Origin of the sequence: Polaromonas sp. A23, from assembly GCF_002001015.1 — a bacterium.
Taxonomy (GTDB): Bacteria; Pseudomonadota; Gammaproteobacteria; order Burkholderiales; family Burkholderiaceae_C; genus Polaromonas.
Map to the genome: position 1 here is coordinate 310,763 of NZ_MUNO01000026.1, position 17,555 is coordinate 328,317.

The window sequence follows — 17,555 nt, forward strand, 5'->3', positions numbered from 1 at the left end:
GTCATGACAGCCCAAGTGCAGGCACTGCTGTTCGACCTCGGCGGCGTGGTGATCGACATCGACTTCAACCGTGCCTTCGAGCACTGGCAGCCGGTGTCGCGGCTGTCCCTCGACGAGATCAAGGCCGGCTTCCAGTTTGACGCCGCCTACCAGCAGCATGAGCGCGGTGAAATTACCGCAGCGCAATACTTCACCCATCTGAGCAACACCCTCCAGCTGCAGGAAGGCCATGCGCGTGTTGCCGAGGGCTGGAACGCCCTCTTTCTCGGCGAAATCAGCGAAACCCTGGCGATGATCCAGCTCGCCCGCGGGCAGCTGCCCTGTTATGCCTTCACCAACTCCAATACCGCCCATCAGGCTGCCTGGTCGGCGATGTTCCCGGCGGTCGTTCAGGCGTTTGACCGCATCTTCGTCTCGTCCGACATGGGCTGCCGCAAGCCCGAGCGGAAGGCCTTTGACCACATCGCTCGTGCGATCAACGTTGCGCCCCAGGCCATCCTGTTTTTTGACGACCTGGCCGAGAACGTCGCCGGCGCTCAAGCTGCCGGACTGCAGGCTGTTCATGTGCGCGGGCCCGAGGATGTGCGGGCCGCGCTTGAACGCATAGGCTGTATGACATAGTCCGGGCATGAAACACGCCGTCTTCTTCCGCAACCTGAACCTGGGCCGGGCAAACTGCCCCGACAAGGCGCAGCTGGAAGCGGCCTTCCTGGCCGCCGGTGCAGACACAGCTGCATCGTTCCTGACCAATGGCACCCTTGTTTTTTCTGTCAGAAGCAACACCGCGGCACGTAAGGTTCTGGCCTTGGCCTGCCGGTTACTGCAGGCTGAGTGCGGCCTCAAGGAGCCCGCTTATGTGCGTCAAGTGGATTATCTGGTCGGCCTCGTCGCAAGCCATCCGTTCAAGTCTGTAGCACCCGGCAGCGTCTACGCATGCTGCGTGTCCTTCCTGCCCGCAAAATACGCCGAACCGCCTGCATGGCCGCGGGCGTCGGCTCGCGGCGATGTAGAAATATTGGGTGTCAACGGCACTGAGGTGTTCAGCGTCAGCCGGCAAATTGCCAAGTCGCCCGGCAGCCCGAATGCGTTTCTGGAAAAATTATTGGGCTCACCGGTGACCACGAGGAACTGGAACACGGTGGTTCGCCTTGTCGGGAAGCATGACGCTCCTTGAATGAGCCCGGCACGCGACTTCGTGGTTTTTCTCAAACACTGTCAGGTTTAAAGGGCTGTACGTCCTGTAACCAGTCGGCTATTCTGGAAACATCTTCTGGAGGGAACCATGGAACCGTTCTTGAATGTCGAGGACCACGGCACTTGGCTGAGTTTTGAAGTGCCGCATGCCGGTGGCCCCATACCGGCCAAAATTTCCCGAGAGGCCATGGAAGAACATTTCGGCGCGGGCCAGGGGCCGGGCTCGCTGAAAGACGCCTACGCGCTTGACGCAGAAATGATTAATGCGCGGGCGGTCGACTTCATTCTTCCGGGCGTCACTTACACCCGGGACAGCCCGCTGGTGCTCAAGACGGAAGATTTCTAGCAACCGTTTTCAGCAACGGTGTTTGTGCTTCGGTCTGTCCTTCGCTACGTTTTTAGTAGCATTTGATGCCCGCCAGATAAGGGCTGATGCCCGCTTTTACCATCACACCCTCCCCGCGCAACGAAACGTGAGATTGATACGGCGGCGTCCCAGCAAGGGATGTTCACCGTCTGCCAGCGGTGCCACGCCATGGAAGGCCAGGCGTGACGGGCCGCCCCAGACCACGACGTCACCATGGGTCAGACGATAACGCTGTGGCTTGTCTCTGCGGCTGGCGGAACCGAACAGGAACACAGCCGAAAGGCCAAGGGAAACTGAAACGATGGGCGCTGCGAAATCCTTCTCGTCCTTGTCCTGGTGCAGCGAGAGACGGGCACCGGGCTCGTAGACATTGATGAGACAGGCGTCTGGCCGGAAGCCCTCAAAGCCGGCCTGCGCTGCCGCCCGCTCGGCCAAGACCATCAAAGGCGCCGGCATGGCCGGCCAGGGCTGACCGGAGAGCGGGTCCAGCGGGTCGTAGCGGTAACCGCTGCGGTTTGACACCCAGCCGAGTGCACCGCAATTGCTCATGCCCACCGACATGGTGTATCCGCCGGGCGTGACCAGGTGGCGGAACGGCGCCTGCGCAGTGACCTCTTCAATAGCCTGCAATAGCGTCGCATCACCTTCACGAGCAAAACCGCGTAACAAGGCTGCGCCCGGTGCGAGCGTCTCCCGCGTCACGGTAATCGGCAAGTCGTCAAAAAGATCGCTGGTCAAACGTCATTCCTTGATCAGGGCACAGAGACTTCGACAGGCTCAGCCCGTACGGATGAAAGCTGTTACTCAAATGCAACGATGCTACTGCGCGTCATGAAAAATCACACCGAGTGTGTGGCGATGGCCGGAGCGAAGCCGGCTCACGCCGTGGCGCATGTTGACCCGATAGAACCCGCGGCTGCCCTGCACCGGGCGGTGATGCACGGCAAACACCACGGCATCGCCCTGGCGCAGCGGAACTACCTCGGGCCGGGACTGCATGCGCGGGCGCTGCTCGGTCAGCACAAATTCTCCGCCGGTGAAGTCTTCTCCCGGCCGAGACAGCAGAACCGCCACCTGCAGCGGAAACACATGCTCGCCGTACAGGTCCTGGTGCAGGCAGTTGTAATCACCTTCCGCGTACTGCAAAAGCAGCGGCGTCGGCCGTACCTGCCCGGCCGCATGGCAACGCGCCAGAAAGGTGGCATGCTCAGCCGGGTAGCGCACGTCTATACCCATGGCTTCGTTCCAGCGATTGGCCACATCCACCAGCCGGGGATACAGCGTGCTGCGAAGCTGCTGCACCAGCCCGGGCAGCGGGTAGCCGAAGTATTGGTACTCGCCCTGGCCAAAACCGTGGCGAGCCATCACGACACGGCTGCGAAACAGCTCACTTTGCCGGTAAAGCTCGGCGACTTCTGCACACTGGTCAGGACCCAACAGTTGCGGCAACACGGCGCTGCCGCGCGCCTGCAGTTCTTCGGTCAGCGCCGCCCAGTCAAATTCGGCAGGAAGGCTCGCCGGGATAGCCGGTACCCGGGAAAGTTGCGTCGATGTCATGGCCCCAGCTTAGGGTGATGACGACGCTTCAGCTCGCCGGAATCGGACATTTCTTTTGGCGTATTCCAGCCTATTTCGACAACCTTTACCCATGAAATCGCTCGCTACCCCAGTAAGGACGGGCGCAACATGCTACTTTATTAATAGCGTGCTAAAAGCCTGGAGCTCCCAGGCCGCGCTGGCCAAATCCCGTGTGGCTCGGGCCCGACACCCAACGCTGGCGTGGACGCGGCGATGGAGCCGCAACTGGGGCGGCTTGCAAAGGTAGCTGCGGCACCGGACGGCTTTGCGCAAACTCCGGCAGGTAGACGGCCAGCGCGCTGAAACGGGCCACGATGTGCGGACAGACCCAGTGCCGCACCCAGCGCGCCAATGCAATTCTTGGGTCACCCATCAGGAGGCTCCCGGCAAAGCGCGGGCTATTGAAAAACCTGGCCACCTGGCTTTCCACCAGCGGGGTTGCCTCGTCGGCAACCCAGTCCAGGAAAGCCGGAGACATATGAAGGCAGCTGGCTTTCACCAGATCATTGACAAGGTCGTCCAGTGCCGCAACGGCAATGATGCAGGCGTCTTTGTCGGAAAGGGGGTGAGTGCGAAGCATGGTGGCAAAAAGAACAGGCGGCTGGGGCATGCCGGGGGATTTCTGATCTTGCCCAGACTACGTGACACCTTGATGTCACCCTTCATCCAGCCAGCCTCAGGGTTCGGGCGGCAGCAGCATCGCGATGCGCTGGCTCAGGCCATCGGCTCTTTCCGCCCCGGCAATTTCCTCGACATTGAGGATGATGTCTGCCGCAATGGCCATCATGGATTCGCGGTCCCGCGCTTCGCGCAACTGGTCGCGGAAATGTTTCGCCAGTTCAGGCATTTTTCTGACGAACATGCGCTCGCAGATGTCAAACAGGAACATCCGGGTCGTGGCCAGCGAGCGCTTGCCTTCGAAATTATCTCCGCCCAGTGTTGGCGACTCGGCGACCAGCCGGGCAGGCTCGGTGGTGAGTACCGGGGGTGCGGATTCGCGGGCTTCGGCAGTGCTGGCAGCACCGCCGCCCGCAACGACAATCAGGTAGCCATCGGTGATGAGCTTGTCCACCATGCTTCCATCGTCCTGCAGCAGGCCGAGCATTTCATGACGCGTCTTGCGGCCGTCTGCAAGAAAAAGCGCCGAACGCTCACGCAGGTTAAGCACCCGCAAGCGGGAGCTGAGTTCAAGTTTGGCTTTATCTGATTTTTGGAGTTGCATTTGGCTGCGTCCCCCTGGCAATCGTAAGGACTTGTGAATCCTAGGTGCACCGTATGTCCATCGCATGACAGCCAAACCTTTGGGATAGGGCATGCACGGAAGGCGTCCGAGGATTGGCGAGATAGTGCCAATACTGGGTACCAGCTCTGGATGCCAGCTTTCTGGGTAGGAAAGCCATCTCGTCATCAAGATATTGGGATTTTTTGCTACGGATTCTTACGCACGATAGACAGAACGGTCATAAGGCCGCCATAATTTTCTGACGACTCGCCGATTCGCTACGACAAGTTCGCGGGTTGAACAGACGCTTGGCTCCATTTTTCGAAAGATACGTATGAACCCGATCAAGCAAGCCCGCAAACTGATTGAGAGAGAGTCGGACTCTCAGGCAGCACAAACGCTGGCGCGCCTGGTCCGCGCGCTGGAGTCAGAAGAAAAGTTTGACCTGGGCGATCTTTATGCGCTGGATTACGACAACTTCAACGTGGGGATTGAAGTTCTCAGGGAGTGGCGACTAGAGCGTTATTACAAGGGAAAAATCAGGCTGCATGACCTGTCCGTACAGCTTGGTCAGTTGTAAAAACTCCAACGAAAGACCGGCACAATTCCAGCCAGGCAGGATCGGCTCCCGCGCATGATGTCTGCGGCGGCAAATTGAGAGGCCGGCCTAGCAGCCGGAAACAGCGCCAGGGCAAGCCTCTTTGAAGCCCATGGTGCTGCACAAACGTTCTAGACGCGCCGCCCAGATTGGGCAAGATTCAATCCCTTCACGTTTGAAGGAAAAGTTATGAGTCTTGAGACCGTAGTGGCTGTCTTGAAGGAAAAGGCGTCGGATATCGAAATAGTAGATATTGGAAGGAATCACACAACCGCGATCATTTCGGAATTGTGGAGGTTGCAACCGGCGCAGGTGGCCAAAACACTGCTATTGCAGACGCGGAACGGGTGGGTCGTTGTCGTGACATGCGGTGACTCGCGCTTGGACAATCGCAAGCTCAAGGACCAATTTGGTGGTCGGGCGCGTGTGGCGGCGGCGCCGGAAGCTGAAGCGCTCACCGGCCATCCGGTTGGCGGCATTTGCCCTCTTGGCTTGAGAGACCCGTTACCTGTCTATCTCGACATCGGCTTGCGCCGATTTAATGAAGTTGTTCCCGGAGCCGGTTCTACCACGCATGCGTTTCGCATCGCCCCCGCCCGCCTCTGCATCATCTCTGAGGGTCGGTGGGTGGACATCTGCGGCTCAATTCCGGCTTGAAAATTTCCTTTGCCTCCTGATTTGGGAAGGTGAGGCAGGAAAGTCATTTGACTCGAGTCAACGTGAGCGTGTTGAACACCCAAGGGCGAACGTCTTTGCGCGTACGCAGAACGCAAATCAGGCTGCGAGTTGACTCCAGCGTCCTGGCGTAAATCCGTAGGTCGCTTTGAAGACGCGCGTCATGTGCGACTGATCGGCAAAACCGGTTTCTGATGCCGCTTCCGCCAAGGGCGCGCCAGAAAGAATGCAGGAGCTCGCAAGATCCAGTCGCCGCATCAACAAATAGCGATGTGGAGACGTGCCATACCGTTTCCGAAACTGTACCGCCAGCTCAAAGCGAGACATCCCGGAGATCGTTTCCAACTCAGCAGATTGCACATTCCGCGCGGCGTTCGCCCGAAGATACTCCGCCACTGCGTCCAGAGCATCTACATTTACTGGTTTTGTCCTCGCGACCGAACTTCCACTACTTGTGATGAGTAGTTGCGCCACCGACAACACGATGAACTCTGCGGACAAAGAATCGATATCACCGACGAACCACCTCCGCATTTGATGGGCAAACCCATATTCAGAGCGAACCGGTTCACGAACAAGCGGCAGGGGCGCTGCGGCGCCTGCCAGAGCGCGTACGGCATCATGGATGGCGACGGGGTCCAAATGCACTGAGCAGTATCCGAACCCCTCAACGCTTCCGGGACGCCCATCGTGCGATTCACCAGGATGAAGTATGGAAATCTGGCCTGGAAATGATCGGTGGACCGAGCCACGATACTCAAACTCCTGAATACCCCACTCCGTCAGTGAAATCGCATAACTATCGTGACTATGCGAACAGAAGTGCTCATCGCGTAGTTCAGCGCGAAAACGTGTCACCCCACTAACTTTGCGCTCAGGGCGAACCCAGCTTGCAGTTGCCTGGCCGCTTTCAGCATCACTCATGGCTTCTATTGTTGCGTGGTTCCGTGTCTTCCCGCAAGACCGATGCAATTCCGGCCCATCTTTAAGGTGCGATGAGGCAAGAACCTGAACCAGCGGATCGTGACGGCCTTTCCAAAAAGTCAGTAACCTGTAGGCCTGCAACCAGACCGCTGCGAGGATACGCCGGCGGGAACAAGTACATGCATTTTTTTGAAGAACAAGCAGGAGAGCCTCACATGCTTAACGGCAGGCTGCTGAACAAACTGAGGGCCCGGCCTAACACCCGGGAGCATCGCCATGGCAGGTAACGCCCTGTCGCCCTGCGACGAAGGCTTCATCCGCGCGCAGCGGTCGGCCGGGTCAGCGGTACCGGTGGCACGACATGGCCTAGCCCTGGCGGCCACGGTTCTCGGCTCGTCCATGGCCTTCATTGACGGCTCGGTCGTCAACATCGCCCTGCCCGCCATCCAGCGCGATTTTGCGGGCAGCAACAGCGCCGGCCTGGCGGCCATGCAATGGGTGATCAATGCCTACCTGCTGGCACTCGGCTCCCTGGTGCTGGTGGGCGGCTCGCTGGGCGACCGCTTCGGGCGGCGCACGGTGTTCATCATCGGCATTGCGCTTTTTACCGTCGCATCAGCCGCCTGCGGCCTGGCCCCGGGCGCCGGCGCCCTGATTGCAGCGCGCGCCCTGCAGGGCGTGGGCGCGGCACTGCTGGTGCCGGCCAGCCTGGCCATCATCGGCAATGTGTTTGAAGGCGAGGCGCGCGGCAAGGCCATCGGTACCTGGGCCGCCTGGGCAGCCATCACTGGTGCGGCAGGTCCGGTGCTGGGCGGCTGGCTGGTGGACACCGTCTCCTGGCGCGCGATTTTCTTCTTGAATGTGCCGCTGGCCGCGGCCACGATCTGGCTGGCCCTGCGCGCCGTGCCCGACAGCCGCGACCCTGATGCGCCACGGCACTTCGACTGGCTCGGCGTAGTGCTTGTGGCGAGCGGCCTGGGCGCCCTCACCTATGGCCTGACGCTGGCGCCCGAACGCGGCTGGAGCCATGTGCACGTGCTGCTGTCATTGGTGCTGGGCAGTGCCGCGCTGGTGGCCTTTGGCGTGGCGCAATTGCGAGTGCGGGCACCCATGATGCCGCCCTCGTTGTTCAAGTCGCGCGATTTTGTCGGAACGAACCTGCTGACACTGCTTTTGTACTTTGCGATGAGCGGCGTGCTGTTTTTCCTGCCGTTTGTATTGATAGGCGCCTTCGGCTACTCGGCCACCGCGGCAGGCGCCACGCTGCTGCCTTTTTCCATCTTGCTGGGCTTGCTGTCTTCCAAGGCCGGTCAGGCCATGCAGCGCTTCGGTGCGCGGCGCATGCTGATAGGCGGCCCGGCGCTGGCCGCCGCCGGCCTGGCCTTGATGGCGCTACCGGGTGTGGGCTGGTCCTACTGGGCGGGCTTTTTCCCGGCCATGGTGGTATTGGGCCTGGGCATGACGATTGCCATCGCGCCGCTGACCACCACCGTGATGAACGCGGTGCCCACGGCCCATGCAGGCGTGGCCTCAGGCGTGAACAACGCCGTGGCGCGGGTGGCAGGCCTGCTGGCCGTGGCTGTGCTCGGCGTGGTGTTTACAGCAGCACTAGGCGGCCCGATGGAGGGCGCGTCTCCTGCCACGCTGATTCACGCATTCCGTTGGGTGGTGCTGGCGGCGGTCTTGTGTGCGCTGGCCTCGGCGATGTGCGCTGTGGTGTTTTTGCAGCCTGCGCCGGCACCTGACCGACTGCGGTAAGTGGCACGCTAGGCCAGGTGCCAACGCGTCCAGCTAACGATATCGGCCGCGCCCATGGCGCCGGCCTGGCGTGCAACCTCGCGGCCATTCACGAACAGTGCCACTGTGGGAATGCTGCGAATGTTGAAACGTGCGCCCAGGTTGCGGGTTTCTTCGGTATTGACCTTGGCCACACGCACCTTGGGCTCCAGCTGCGCAGCCGCCTGCTCATAGGCCGGCGCCATCTGCAGGCAGGGGCCGCACCAAGGTGCCCAGAAATCAACAAGTACCGGGATCTGGCTGCGCGCGATGTGGCGGTCAAACGCAGCTTCATCGAAGCTGGCCGGGTGCCCCGTAAACAGCGCCTGGTGGCAGCTGCCGCAGTCGGGCGCCTTCGCCAGGTCCGTGTTCTTGACGCGGTTGGTCGTGTGGCAGTGTGGACACACGATGTGCGTCGAATCTGTCATCGGCCCTTACCGCTTATCGCATTTACCGCTTCTGCGTGATGAACTCAGCTGCCGGCTTCGTCCAGCGCCTTGCATGAGGGGGCACACACGGCGTGGGATTTACCCAGCACCTTGCGTGTGCCCATTTGCGAACGGGGACGGTGTTTGCCGCACATGAAGCACGACATTGTGGCGGCGCCGAAAGAGGCGGACGCCACAAACGGGGAGCCCGACACCTTGGATTTGTAACGCAGTCCGTCGGCGAGGACGGTGGTTTTGGCATCAGCTCTGGCCATGGGTGTTTCCTTGGTTGGGTTGGCGCATTGCGCGCTCTATGGCTTGCCTGGCCTGCCGTTCGGCAGCCAGCGCCGGATCCAGCGGCGAACGGCATAGGCCCGCGTGCTGGTAGTGCGTATTTTCGTACATTTCGGCCGCGGCCGGGTGAGTGTCGAGCAAAGCACCCAATTCAGGGCCTGGCTCTGCCTCGCCCAAGGCACCGGCTAGGCGGCTCACCACTGAGCGATATTGCTCCGCATCCACCGGCACAGCACTGTGTTCCAGCCGCTCAAGCAGATCGGCCAGCACGTGGGTCACGGTCAGGCTGGCACTGGAAGAAGGGGTTTGGGCGGTGTTCATGCCCCAGTAACTGGGGACTTTTGCGCAAAAAACAAGCACTTGCGGACAGTCCGACATTAGCTATGTATTTGATAGCTACATACACCCGCCACTCAAGGGCTTGCAGCTGTTTTGTATCACTAAAATGCGCCAAATCCCGTGCCAGGGCATTTTTTGCATTTTCATGCAGTCAAATTGGCCTTTTGCCCTTGCGGTACGGGCGCAAGCAGCTATATTTTTTATAGCGCCCCTGGAAACGTCCGGCCGCTGTCAGTGCCAGAGATCGGCGATGGAAACTTCGGTCGATTTAACCAGCACCCGTCTTGAACAACGCTCTTATTTTTTCGTGTAGATCTGGTCGAAAGAGCCGCCGTCCGCGAAGTGCTCCTTGTCGGCCTTGGCCCATCCACCGAAAGCCTGGTCAATGGTGAACAGGTTCAGCTTGGGGAACTGCTTGGCGTACCTGGCGATGGCCTTTTGCGAGACGGCCGGTCGGTAGAAGTTCTTGCCGGCGATGTCCTGGCCTTCTTCCGAGTAAAGGAATTTCAGGTATTCCTCGGCCACGGCGCGTGTGCCTTTTTTGTCCACATTTTTGTCCACCACTGCCACGGCGGGTTCGGCCAGGATGCTGATGGAGGGTGCCACAACGTCAAACTTGGCGCCAAACTCTTTTTCCAGCAAGTAGGCCTCGTTCTCCCAGGCAATCAGCACGTCACCCTGGGCGCGCTGGGCAAAGGTGATGGTCGAGCCGCGTGCACCGGTATCGAGAACGGGCACGTTGCCGTACAGCTTGGCAACAAACTCCTTGGCCTTGGCGTCGCTGCCGTATTTGCGTTTGGCGAATTCCCAGGCGGCCAGATAGTTCCATCGCGCACCGCCGGAGGTCTTGGGGTTAGGCGTGATGACCTTGACGTCCGGACGAATCAAATCGTCCCAGTCCTTGATGCCCTTGGGATTGCCCTCGCGCACGGCCAGCACGATGGTCGAGGTATAGGGCGATGCGTTGTGCGGCAGCTTCTTTTGCCAGTCTGCGGCCAGCCAGCCGCCGTTTTTCACCAGCGCGTCGGTGTCGCCGGCCAGTGCCAGGGTGGCCACGTCAGCATCCAGCCCGTCGATGATGGAGCGGGCCTGCTTGCCCGAGCCGCCGTGCGACTGCTTGATGGTCACCTCTTGGCCGGCGGTGGCTTTCCAGTGTTTGGCGAAGGCGGCGTTGTACTCAACGTACAGTTCACGCGTCGGATCGTAGGAAACGTTAAGCAGCGTCACCGATGGTTTTTGAGCCAGAGCGGCGGTGGCCGACCCTGCAAGCGCAACGGCTAATGCCAGGCGGCTGGAAACATTCATAAAATGGCGGCGTGGGGTCATGGTCTGCTTTCTGATCTGGTGCATTTGCATGCGAGTCAATGAAAAACTGGATTCTGGGAGTCGCAGACCAAAACTGGAACAAATAAGAAGTTAGTTCTTAATACCCTAATCATCTATAACGCATCCATAACGACATCTCACGAAAGAAAACCCACCTATGGCACGCACTGTCAAATGCATCAAACTAGGCCGCGAAGCCGAGGGCCTGGACTTTCCGCCCTACCCCGGCCCGCTGGGCAAACGCCTGTGGGAAGAAGTCAGCAAGGAAGCCTGGGCCGAATGGATGAAGCAGCAAACCATGCTGGTCAATGAAAACCGCCTGAACCTGGCCGATGCCCGCGCCCGCCAGTACCTGGCGCGCCAAATGGAAAACCATTTCTTCGGCACCGGCGCAGACAAAGTACAGGGCTACGTTCCCCCTGCTGAATGACCCAGGTCACAGCCTTTCATGGCTGAACTGATCGAGTGGTTGGCTGACGGCACGCCCTACAGTCCGCGTTATGGCGACCGCTACCGCAGTGAGTTGGGCGGGCTGGCGCAGGCGCGTGAGGTCTTTTTGCACGGCTGCGGACTGCCTGCAGCCTGGGCCGATCAGCCGCAGTGGCGAATTCTGGAGACTGGCTTTGGGCTGGGTCTGAACTTTCTGGTCACCTGGCATGCGTGGAAGGCAGACCACCAACGCCCTCGAATTCTGCATTTTGTCTCGACAGAGGCTCACCCTGCCAGCGCCTCCGATGTGTTGCGCGCGGCGGCTGCCCATCCTGAATTGCTGCCTTTTGCGGAACACCTGGCCAGCCAGCTCTGGGGCTTGCTGCCAGGTTTTCACCGTCTGGTGTTTGAAGAGGGGCGCGTCTTGCTAACGCTCTGCATCGGGGACACCAAAGCCGTTTTGCGAGAACAGGTGATGGAGGCCGACTCGGTTTACCTTGACGGATTCAGCCCCTCAAAAAATCCTGACATCTGGGACCTCCACACCCTGAAAGCCGTGGCGCGCTGCTGCCGCCGCGGCACACGCATAGCAAGCTGGACGGTAGCGCGCGCCGTGCTGGACAGTCTGGCCCAGTGCGGCTTTGTGGTTCATAAAACCACCGGCCTTCCGCCCAAGCGCGACAACCTGCAAGGGCAGTTCGATCCGCGCTGGGAACCGTGCAAGCCCAAGCGACTCACGCCTGTGAAACCCACAACTTGCGTGGTCATAGGCGGTGGCCTGGCCGGCGCAGCCGTAGCCTCCAGCCTGGCCCGGCGCGGCTGCCAGGTCACAGTGCTTGATGCGCATGAGGCACCGGCAGGCGGCGCATCAGGTCTGCCCGCGGGCCTGCTGGTGCCGCATGTTTCGCCGGACGACAGTTTGCTGTCGCGGCTTTCGCGTTGCGGCGTGCGGACCACACTGCAGCAGGCGGCTGCGCTTTTGCAGGAGGGGAGCGACTGGAAACCAACCGGCGCGCTGGAGCGGCGGCTGGACGGGAGCGCAGGCCTTCCCGTTGACTGGCCGGAGGCTGGGCGCGAATGGAGCGAAACCGCCGCGCCAGAGCGCTTCGGTCAGGTAGGCGTGCTGGAACCCGCAGCCTGCTGGCATCAGCGGGCGGGCTGGGTTAAACCCTCCCGGCTGGTGAATGCCTTACTCTCTCAAACGGGCATTTCATGGCAGGGGAACGCTCAGGTATTTCAACTACGGCGAGACGCGACTACCCACCTGTGGCAAGCGCAGGACGCGAAGGGCCACACGCTGGCACAAGCTTCCATCGTGGTGCTGGCTGCGGGCTATGCCAGCGCATTGCTGGCAGGAGTCAGCCTGCCCCTGCAGGCGATTCGCGGACAAGTGTCCTGGGGCTTGCAAACCGGTCCCGTAAAGGCCTTTCCAGGGTTTCCGGTCAATGGCCATGGGAGCTTCGTGTCGGACGTGCCGACAGCGCAGGGCCCAGTGTGGCTGTGCGGCGCCAGTTTTGAGCGGGACCAAAACAACACGGATATCCGCGCTCATGATCAGCAGGCCAATCTGGAAAAACTGCGTTTGCTGCTGCCCGAAGTGGCGGCTTGTCTTACCCCTTCGTTTGAAGACGGCTCAGTGCAGGACTGGGCCGGTGTGCGCTGCGCCTCTCCCGACAGGTTGCCCTTGGTGGGCCCGCTTGATGTCGCCTTGCTGCCCGGATTGTGGGTGAACACCGCGATGGGCTCGCGTGGGCTGACTTTTGCGCTGATGTGCGCCGAACTGCTGGCTGCGCAGCTGCACGGGGAACCCCTGCCTGTGCAAGCGCGTCTGGCAAATGCCCTCTCGCCGGGGCGTTTCACGCGACTTGATCAGCGACCGTGAGTGTTTTCGCGGTTTTGCCCTTTAACCACGGGAATAGTACGCTATATATTTTGTAGCAATTGGGTGAGTTCAAGAAGTTGGGCATTACCGGACTTTTTTGTGGATCTAGGCCCCGACGCTTCGGGGAGGGTAGTGTTCCACTTGTGCGCCCGCAGCAGAGTTGGGGTAAGCGCGGCCGTTCGCGTCCCCTGCCCTTCGGGCTCCTCCTTTACCTCACTTTGGCACTCACCCCAGCCCTGCTGCTCGATACCTCGGGGTGGCCCGGTGTTGGCAGCCAGCCGCGCGCCGCGCGCGGATCATCCATGTGGCCACGGCCAGGCTCACCAGTAGCAGTAACCATTCCTCAGGTTCTGGCGTGATGTTGGCAGTCAACGGGTTGCTGGGTTTTTGCAGTGTCTCGGTGCCCGACTCCTGAGCCCGTTCAAACCGGTCATCACTTGCCTCTGCCTTGGCCAAGGCCTCTTGCTGTTGGGTGTTAACCAGCACCAGCATGGACGAATAGGGCGTGACCACGCCGTGGTTTTGCGCAATGGCATGCAGAGCAGCAAGTTGCGGCACTGCCAGTGGCGCCGTTTGTCGGGTGGACTGGGCAATCCACAGGCGGGCAGCCAGGGGTGCAAAAGCCTCGTCGGTCGCGGTTCTGGCGTTGCTGTCTTCCACCGAGAAGGCGTAACCGTCTCGCTGCATCAAAAAGCCAGGCGCCGCGTTCTGCGCGCGTGCATAGTGCTCCCACGCTTCCTGCAGACTGGCAAATGCGGAGCCACCGCTGGTTTGCATGGATTCCAGCGTGGCGTCGTCGTAGGCTGGGGCCATCGCGCCGCCCAGGTGAACCATGCTCAGCATGCCGTTTTTGAACCGGGTACGGGCCTTGTCTTTGCTCAGATCGAAAGCGCCGTTGTCGGTCAGGACAATGGTCAGGTCTTGCGCCTCGGGGATGTGGGTGGCGGCCTGTTGCAGCAATTGGTCAACATGGCCGCCCCCCATAAACCCCGTGAGCAGGGCCGGGGTCACGTCGGCTAAGGGGACCCGGCGTGTCGTCTCTTGCATCACCGGCGTGGTGGTGAACAGCACCGACACCGTGTTGCCAGCCGATTGCTGTTTGAACTGGTCCAGGGCTTTTAGCAGTTCCGGGCGGTGTGCGGCCATGGACCAGCTGCGGTCTAACACCAGCGTTAGCTTCTTGCCGGCTACCGTGGGCAGGCTGGCCGTTGCCGGTTGGGCAATGATGGTGGGACCGAGCGGGCCCACGCGGTAGGCGTGGCGACTCGGAGCGACGTTCAGCGCCACGGGCAGTTCCTTGGGCCACCAGTTTGAGAGGTCGCCTGGGCAAGCGCTGCCATTGCAGAGCCGTTGCGTATGCCGGTCCCAGGCGACGTTGCGCTTTTCGGCCAGCACTGGCAGCGGCCAGGCACCATGGCTCGCCAGCGTGGTGTATTGCAAGCGCAGATACAGCTTGGGTCCGGCGGTCTCACCGCGCGCATGGTGCGCTCGCGGGCGTGGCGGTACCGGAAAGGCGCGCAGGCGGTACTGGCGCGGACCGACTTGCTCAAGCAACGCGGGGTCCACACGGCGCTGGACCTCGGCCTTGTAGACGCGCTGCGCCGCGCCCCGGCTGGCGATGGTGAAGGCCTGCATATGGTCGCGGTCTTCGCCCAGCCACAGGCCGGTGATGGCCGCACTCTCCGGCAGGGAGAACAGATAGAAGATTTCTTGCTGCTCCGTGGTGAGATTGACATAGGTCTCATCCAGCGTGATGCGTGCCAGGTCTCCACTCGCGTCGACACGCGCGCTTTGCTCGGCCACGCGTACCTTGCGCTGGTCGATGTTGATCAGGCCGGATTCGCGTTCGTCCTGGTTGTACGTGGCCGACAGGGCTTGTGCAATGGCGCTGCGTTCGCCGCGTTGGATGGGGGTGTCAAAGTACTGTTCGTAAAGCTCTGCAGCGCGCTTGGCGTCCACCGCCATGTTGCTGCCCTCGTACAGCATGGGCTTGGCCAGCGCGTTGAACGCGGCGTTGGGTAGCGCGGCCACATCGGACGGAAGGCCAAGCAATTGGCGGTACCAGTTGCCCACGGCGGTTGATTCGCCGGTGGACGAGGCATAGCGGTAAGCGCCCAGGTAGGCGTTCAGCAAGCCGGCGCGCAGCATGGGTGCCTTGTCCTGAAATTGTGCGGCTGTCAGCGTGGGAGAACTCAGCAGCGCGAAGGCCTCCTGTTGCGGTTGGTGGTTGATTTGCACGAAGAGCAGGCCTTGCAGTACCAACATGGTCGCGACGGCCGCCATGCGTTGCGGCAGCGAGAGTGCACCCGATCGCCAGGCCTTCACCAGTGCGCGCAGGCACAAAACGGCCATGCACAGTGGCATAGCCAGCAGGCTGCCCGCCGTGAGCACGAACAGCAAGCCGAATATGGGAATCAGGAACAGCAGAAAGAAACCTTGCGTCAAGGCCTGCAACAGGTGCAACCAATTGATCGGGTTGAACAACTCAAAGATGCCACGCAGAGCAGCGGGCGACCAGGCGAGCAAGACCAAAGCTCCCGCATACAGGGCTGCCAGCGCCAGACCCGTGCTGGCCATCAGGCGCACGGTATGCCATACCCGCGTTGCAGGCAGTGGGCGGACCCAGCTGTGGTACCCGTGTACGCACAGGCCCAGTATCGCAACCAGCAGCCATTGCGACACGGCAGGGCTGAGTTCGCGCATGATGATCAACCGGTACAGGCAAAGGCTATAGAACGGCCCTTCGACGGCAAAGAACAGAAACGCCAGGGCCTCGGGTCGCCCCCGCAACCGGGTACTGGCCAGCAATACGCACAGCCAAGGCACGACCATCCACGACAACAGAATGAAGACGTAGTCAAACGGTACGTCGCCCTGCCACCATTCCGTAAGTAACAGCGGAACGGCGGGGACCATGGGCAAGGTCGAGCAGATGAACAGTAGGTTCCAGCACCAGAACAAGCCGACGGCGCACTTCAGAATAAAGGGCCCAATAGTTTTTAGGATGCGCATCATGGGAGCTCTCTACTTGTGTGGGAGGAGGAGGCCACCACCGCATGCACGGCGCGGTGGAGGTCTTGTACAACGGCGTCGGACGCGGGACCATCGACCACCAGCGTGACCAGAGACCAGTGTTGTTGGGGGTGAAGCAATTGCGACCACAGCCGTGCGGCCAGATCGGGCGCAACCTGCGCGTCCGATTGGAACCAGGTGACCGCGGTTTGCGCGCCTGCTTGCAGCGTGACCACGCGGTAGTCGCCGTGGCGTGTGCTTATTCGCGTCTGTTGTTCAATGTGTACGCCCTGTGCCAGCAGACACAGCTCGGGTGCGTGGTGCGCGCGCCAGTTGTTGCTTTGCACGACCAACAGGCTTCCACGTGTGCCGCGCAGATTAAAACGCTGCTTTTCGGCAATGGTCGCGCCGTAACCCAACACCAGGTTTTTCTCCTGGCTGGACAGTGCAACGGACTCCGCCTGCAACTGCGCGGGCCAGTTAAGTGCCTGCAGGTTTGCGGGAGCCTGCACTTGGCGCGTGGGTGTGGGCAACAGCGCAATACTGGCGATCAGTCCCGCCAGCAGCGTGTAGGTTTGCCACCGTAGTTGGCGTACCTGACTCGCCGACAGCGGAGCCATGACCGGGCCGCGGCACAGCCAAAAGTTGACCGCACCCACCAGCGCCAGCGCCAGCAACCCCAAAGACGTATGAGCCATGTCGACCAGCAAGGGCGGGGCCTGGTGATGCATGGCCACGACCAGGGCGGTCACCCGCAATGCATTGAAACCCACGGCAATGGCGGCGCTGAAAGCTCCCGCCAGCCACCACCGCTGCGCCATGGCTTGAGGCCAGGCCAAACGTGCACACAGCCACAGCGCCATGGCATACCACAGCGTACGCACACCACTGCAGGCGCTGGCCACATCGGCCACGCCGTTCTCGGTGACGATGATGGATTCCACGGTGACATTGCCCACGCCCAGCGCGTGCAGCAATGGCGCCACCGCGTGCGCCGTCCACAAGCGCAGTGGCAGACCCAGGTGTGCGTCGATGTGTGCTTGTATGGGCAGGCACAACAGCGTCACCAGCAACAGCACCAGGCGCTGGCGCCAGGTAGCCGCATCCATATAGGTGGCGCTGATCGCATAGAGCAACAGCAACGCGGCCGTGGCTTGGATGAAATGCACATCGGTGCTGATGCGGGCGATGGCTGCGAACGTGGCGCCGACCAACACAATCGGCAATGCACGGGGGTGGGCTTGTGATGATGGCGCTTTGCGCACGAAATCGAAAAAAACCAGCAAGATCAGACCCATGAGGACAACCCGTTGCACGGCATGTGTGGGTTGTTCCAGCGCAAAGAACATCCAACGCAAGGGCTCGAAACTGGCGATCAGCCACGCCGCCAACATTGCGTAACGCCGCCAACGCAAGTCCCTGGTGATCGCACGTGGACCGTTGCTTAGCGCGGGCAGGATTGAGTACGTTGCCGCGCTCATGTGGCGCCTTGACTGGCAGATGGGTGGTGT

General features: G+C 61.1%; 19 protein-coding genes. 8 read left to right on the plus strand and 11 right to left on the minus strand.

Annotated elements, in window-relative coordinates; all coding sequences use genetic code 11:
* Positions 1-3 precede the first annotated feature (3 nt).
* From B0B52_RS14975 to B0B52_RS14985, 3 genes are all read left to right on the plus strand, one after another.
* A complete protein-coding gene (locus B0B52_RS14975) occupies positions 4-621 on the plus strand; it encodes an HAD-IA family hydrolase (RefSeq protein ID WP_077594447.1) in 618 nt (205 codons plus the stop codon).
* A 7-nt stretch (positions 622-628) separates the two neighbouring features.
* On the plus strand, positions 629-1,174 hold the full coding sequence (locus B0B52_RS14980) for a DUF1697 domain-containing protein (protein ID WP_077594448.1): 546 nt from the start codon (positions 629-631) through the stop codon (positions 1,172-1,174).
* Positions 1,175-1,282: 108 nt separating this feature from the next.
* Complete coding sequence (locus B0B52_RS14985; protein WP_077594449.1) at positions 1,283-1,540, plus strand: hypothetical protein; 258 nt, start codon at positions 1,283-1,285, stop codon at positions 1,538-1,540.
* Between the two features lie 102 nt (positions 1,541-1,642).
* Here the strand turns inward: B0B52_RS14985 and alkB are convergent, their stop codons facing one another.
* The 4 genes from alkB to B0B52_RS15005 form a co-directional block, all read right to left on the minus strand.
* Positions 1,643-2,299, minus strand: a complete 657-nt coding sequence (gene alkB / locus B0B52_RS14990; protein WP_077594450.1) for a DNA oxidative demethylase AlkB — start codon at positions 2,297-2,299, stop codon at positions 1,643-1,645.
* A gap of 81 nt (positions 2,300-2,380) precedes the next feature.
* Positions 2,381-3,118, minus strand: a complete 738-nt coding sequence (locus tag B0B52_RS14995; RefSeq protein ID WP_077594451.1) for a 2OG-Fe(II) oxygenase — start codon at positions 3,116-3,118, stop codon at positions 2,381-2,383.
* Positions 3,119-3,269: 151 nt separating this feature from the next.
* Positions 3,270-3,719 (minus strand): hypothetical protein, encoded by a 450-nt coding sequence (locus B0B52_RS15000; RefSeq protein ID WP_139351956.1) that lies wholly within the window; start codon positions 3,717-3,719, stop codon positions 3,270-3,272.
* 96 nt (positions 3,720-3,815) lie between these two features.
* On the minus strand, positions 3,816-4,361 hold the full coding sequence (locus B0B52_RS15005) for a hypothetical protein (RefSeq protein ID WP_077594453.1): 546 nt from the start codon (positions 4,359-4,361) through the stop codon (positions 3,816-3,818).
* A gap of 334 nt (positions 4,362-4,695) precedes the next feature.
* Between B0B52_RS15005 and B0B52_RS15010 the strand changes: the two genes are divergently transcribed.
* Together B0B52_RS15010 and B0B52_RS15015 are read left to right on the plus strand one after the other, a co-directional pair.
* Complete coding sequence (locus tag B0B52_RS15010) at positions 4,696-4,941, plus strand: hypothetical protein (RefSeq protein ID WP_077594454.1); 246 nt, start codon at positions 4,696-4,698, stop codon at positions 4,939-4,941.
* Between the two features lie 207 nt (positions 4,942-5,148).
* The gene (locus tag B0B52_RS15015; RefSeq protein ID WP_077594455.1) at positions 5,149-5,616 is read left to right on the plus strand and encodes a YbaK/EbsC family protein; all 468 of its coding nucleotides are present in this window, start codon (positions 5,149-5,151) and stop codon (positions 5,614-5,616) included.
* A 117-nt stretch (positions 5,617-5,733) separates the two neighbouring features.
* Here the strand turns inward: B0B52_RS15015 and B0B52_RS15020 are convergent, their stop codons facing one another.
* Positions 5,734-6,558: an AraC family transcriptional regulator gene (locus B0B52_RS15020; RefSeq protein WP_077594456.1), complete on the minus strand. Its 825-nt coding sequence runs from the start codon at positions 6,556-6,558 to the stop codon at positions 5,734-5,736.
* Between the two features lie 276 nt (positions 6,559-6,834).
* On the opposite strand from B0B52_RS15020, the gene B0B52_RS15025 reads away from it, so the two are divergent.
* Complete coding sequence (locus B0B52_RS15025; RefSeq protein WP_077594457.1) at positions 6,835-8,316, plus strand: DHA2 family efflux MFS transporter permease subunit; 1,482 nt, start codon at positions 6,835-6,837, stop codon at positions 8,314-8,316.
* 8 nt (positions 8,317-8,324) lie between these two features.
* On the opposite strand, the gene trxC is transcribed toward B0B52_RS15025, so the two are convergent.
* The 4 genes from trxC to B0B52_RS15045 all read right to left on the minus strand — a co-directional run bounded on the left by trxC (position 8,325) and on the right by B0B52_RS15045 (position 10,721).
* A complete protein-coding gene (gene trxC / locus B0B52_RS15030; RefSeq protein ID WP_077594458.1) occupies positions 8,325-8,762 on the minus strand; it encodes a thioredoxin TrxC in 438 nt (145 codons plus the stop codon).
* A gap of 44 nt (positions 8,763-8,806) precedes the next feature.
* Complete coding sequence (locus B0B52_RS15035) at positions 8,807-9,037, minus strand: hypothetical protein (protein WP_077594459.1); 231 nt, start codon at positions 9,035-9,037, stop codon at positions 8,807-8,809.
* Entirely contained in the window at positions 9,024-9,377 is a 354-nt protein-coding gene (locus tag B0B52_RS15040) for a hypothetical protein (RefSeq protein ID WP_077594547.1), read from the minus strand. Before B0B52_RS15040 ends, B0B52_RS15035 begins: the two co-directional genes overlap by 14 nt.
* Before the next feature lie 315 nt (positions 9,378-9,692).
* Positions 9,693-10,721 (minus strand): sulfate ABC transporter substrate-binding protein, encoded by a 1,029-nt coding sequence (locus tag B0B52_RS15045; protein ID WP_077594548.1) that lies wholly within the window; start codon positions 10,719-10,721, stop codon positions 9,693-9,695.
* 157 nt (positions 10,722-10,878) lie between these two features.
* Between B0B52_RS15045 and B0B52_RS15050 the strand changes: the two genes are divergently transcribed.
* Together B0B52_RS15050 and mnmC are read left to right on the plus strand one after the other, a co-directional pair.
* Positions 10,879-11,151, plus strand: coding sequence for an oxidative damage protection protein (locus tag B0B52_RS15050; protein ID WP_077594460.1), 273 nt, complete (start codon positions 10,879-10,881; stop codon positions 11,149-11,151).
* 18 nt (positions 11,152-11,169) lie between these two features.
* Complete coding sequence (gene mnmC / locus B0B52_RS15055) at positions 11,170-13,032, plus strand: FAD-dependent 5-carboxymethylaminomethyl-2-thiouridine(34) oxidoreductase MnmC (RefSeq protein WP_077594461.1); 1,863 nt, start codon at positions 11,170-11,172, stop codon at positions 13,030-13,032.
* Between the two features lie 225 nt (positions 13,033-13,257).
* Here mnmC and B0B52_RS15060 read toward each other — a convergent pair whose 3' ends face one another.
* Both B0B52_RS15060 and xrtO read right to left on the minus strand, forming a co-directional pair.
* Complete coding sequence (locus B0B52_RS15060; protein WP_077594462.1) at positions 13,258-16,047, minus strand: TIGR02921 family PEP-CTERM protein; 2,790 nt, start codon at positions 16,045-16,047, stop codon at positions 13,258-13,260.
* Positions 16,044-17,525 carry an exosortase O gene (gene xrtO, locus B0B52_RS15065; RefSeq protein ID WP_077594463.1) on the minus strand — a complete coding sequence of 494 codons (1,482 nt, stop codon included), beginning with the start codon at positions 17,523-17,525 and terminating at the stop codon, positions 16,044-16,046. The genes B0B52_RS15060 and xrtO overlap by 4 nt, the downstream gene beginning before the upstream one ends.
* Positions 17,526-17,555: the final 30 nt, after the last annotated feature.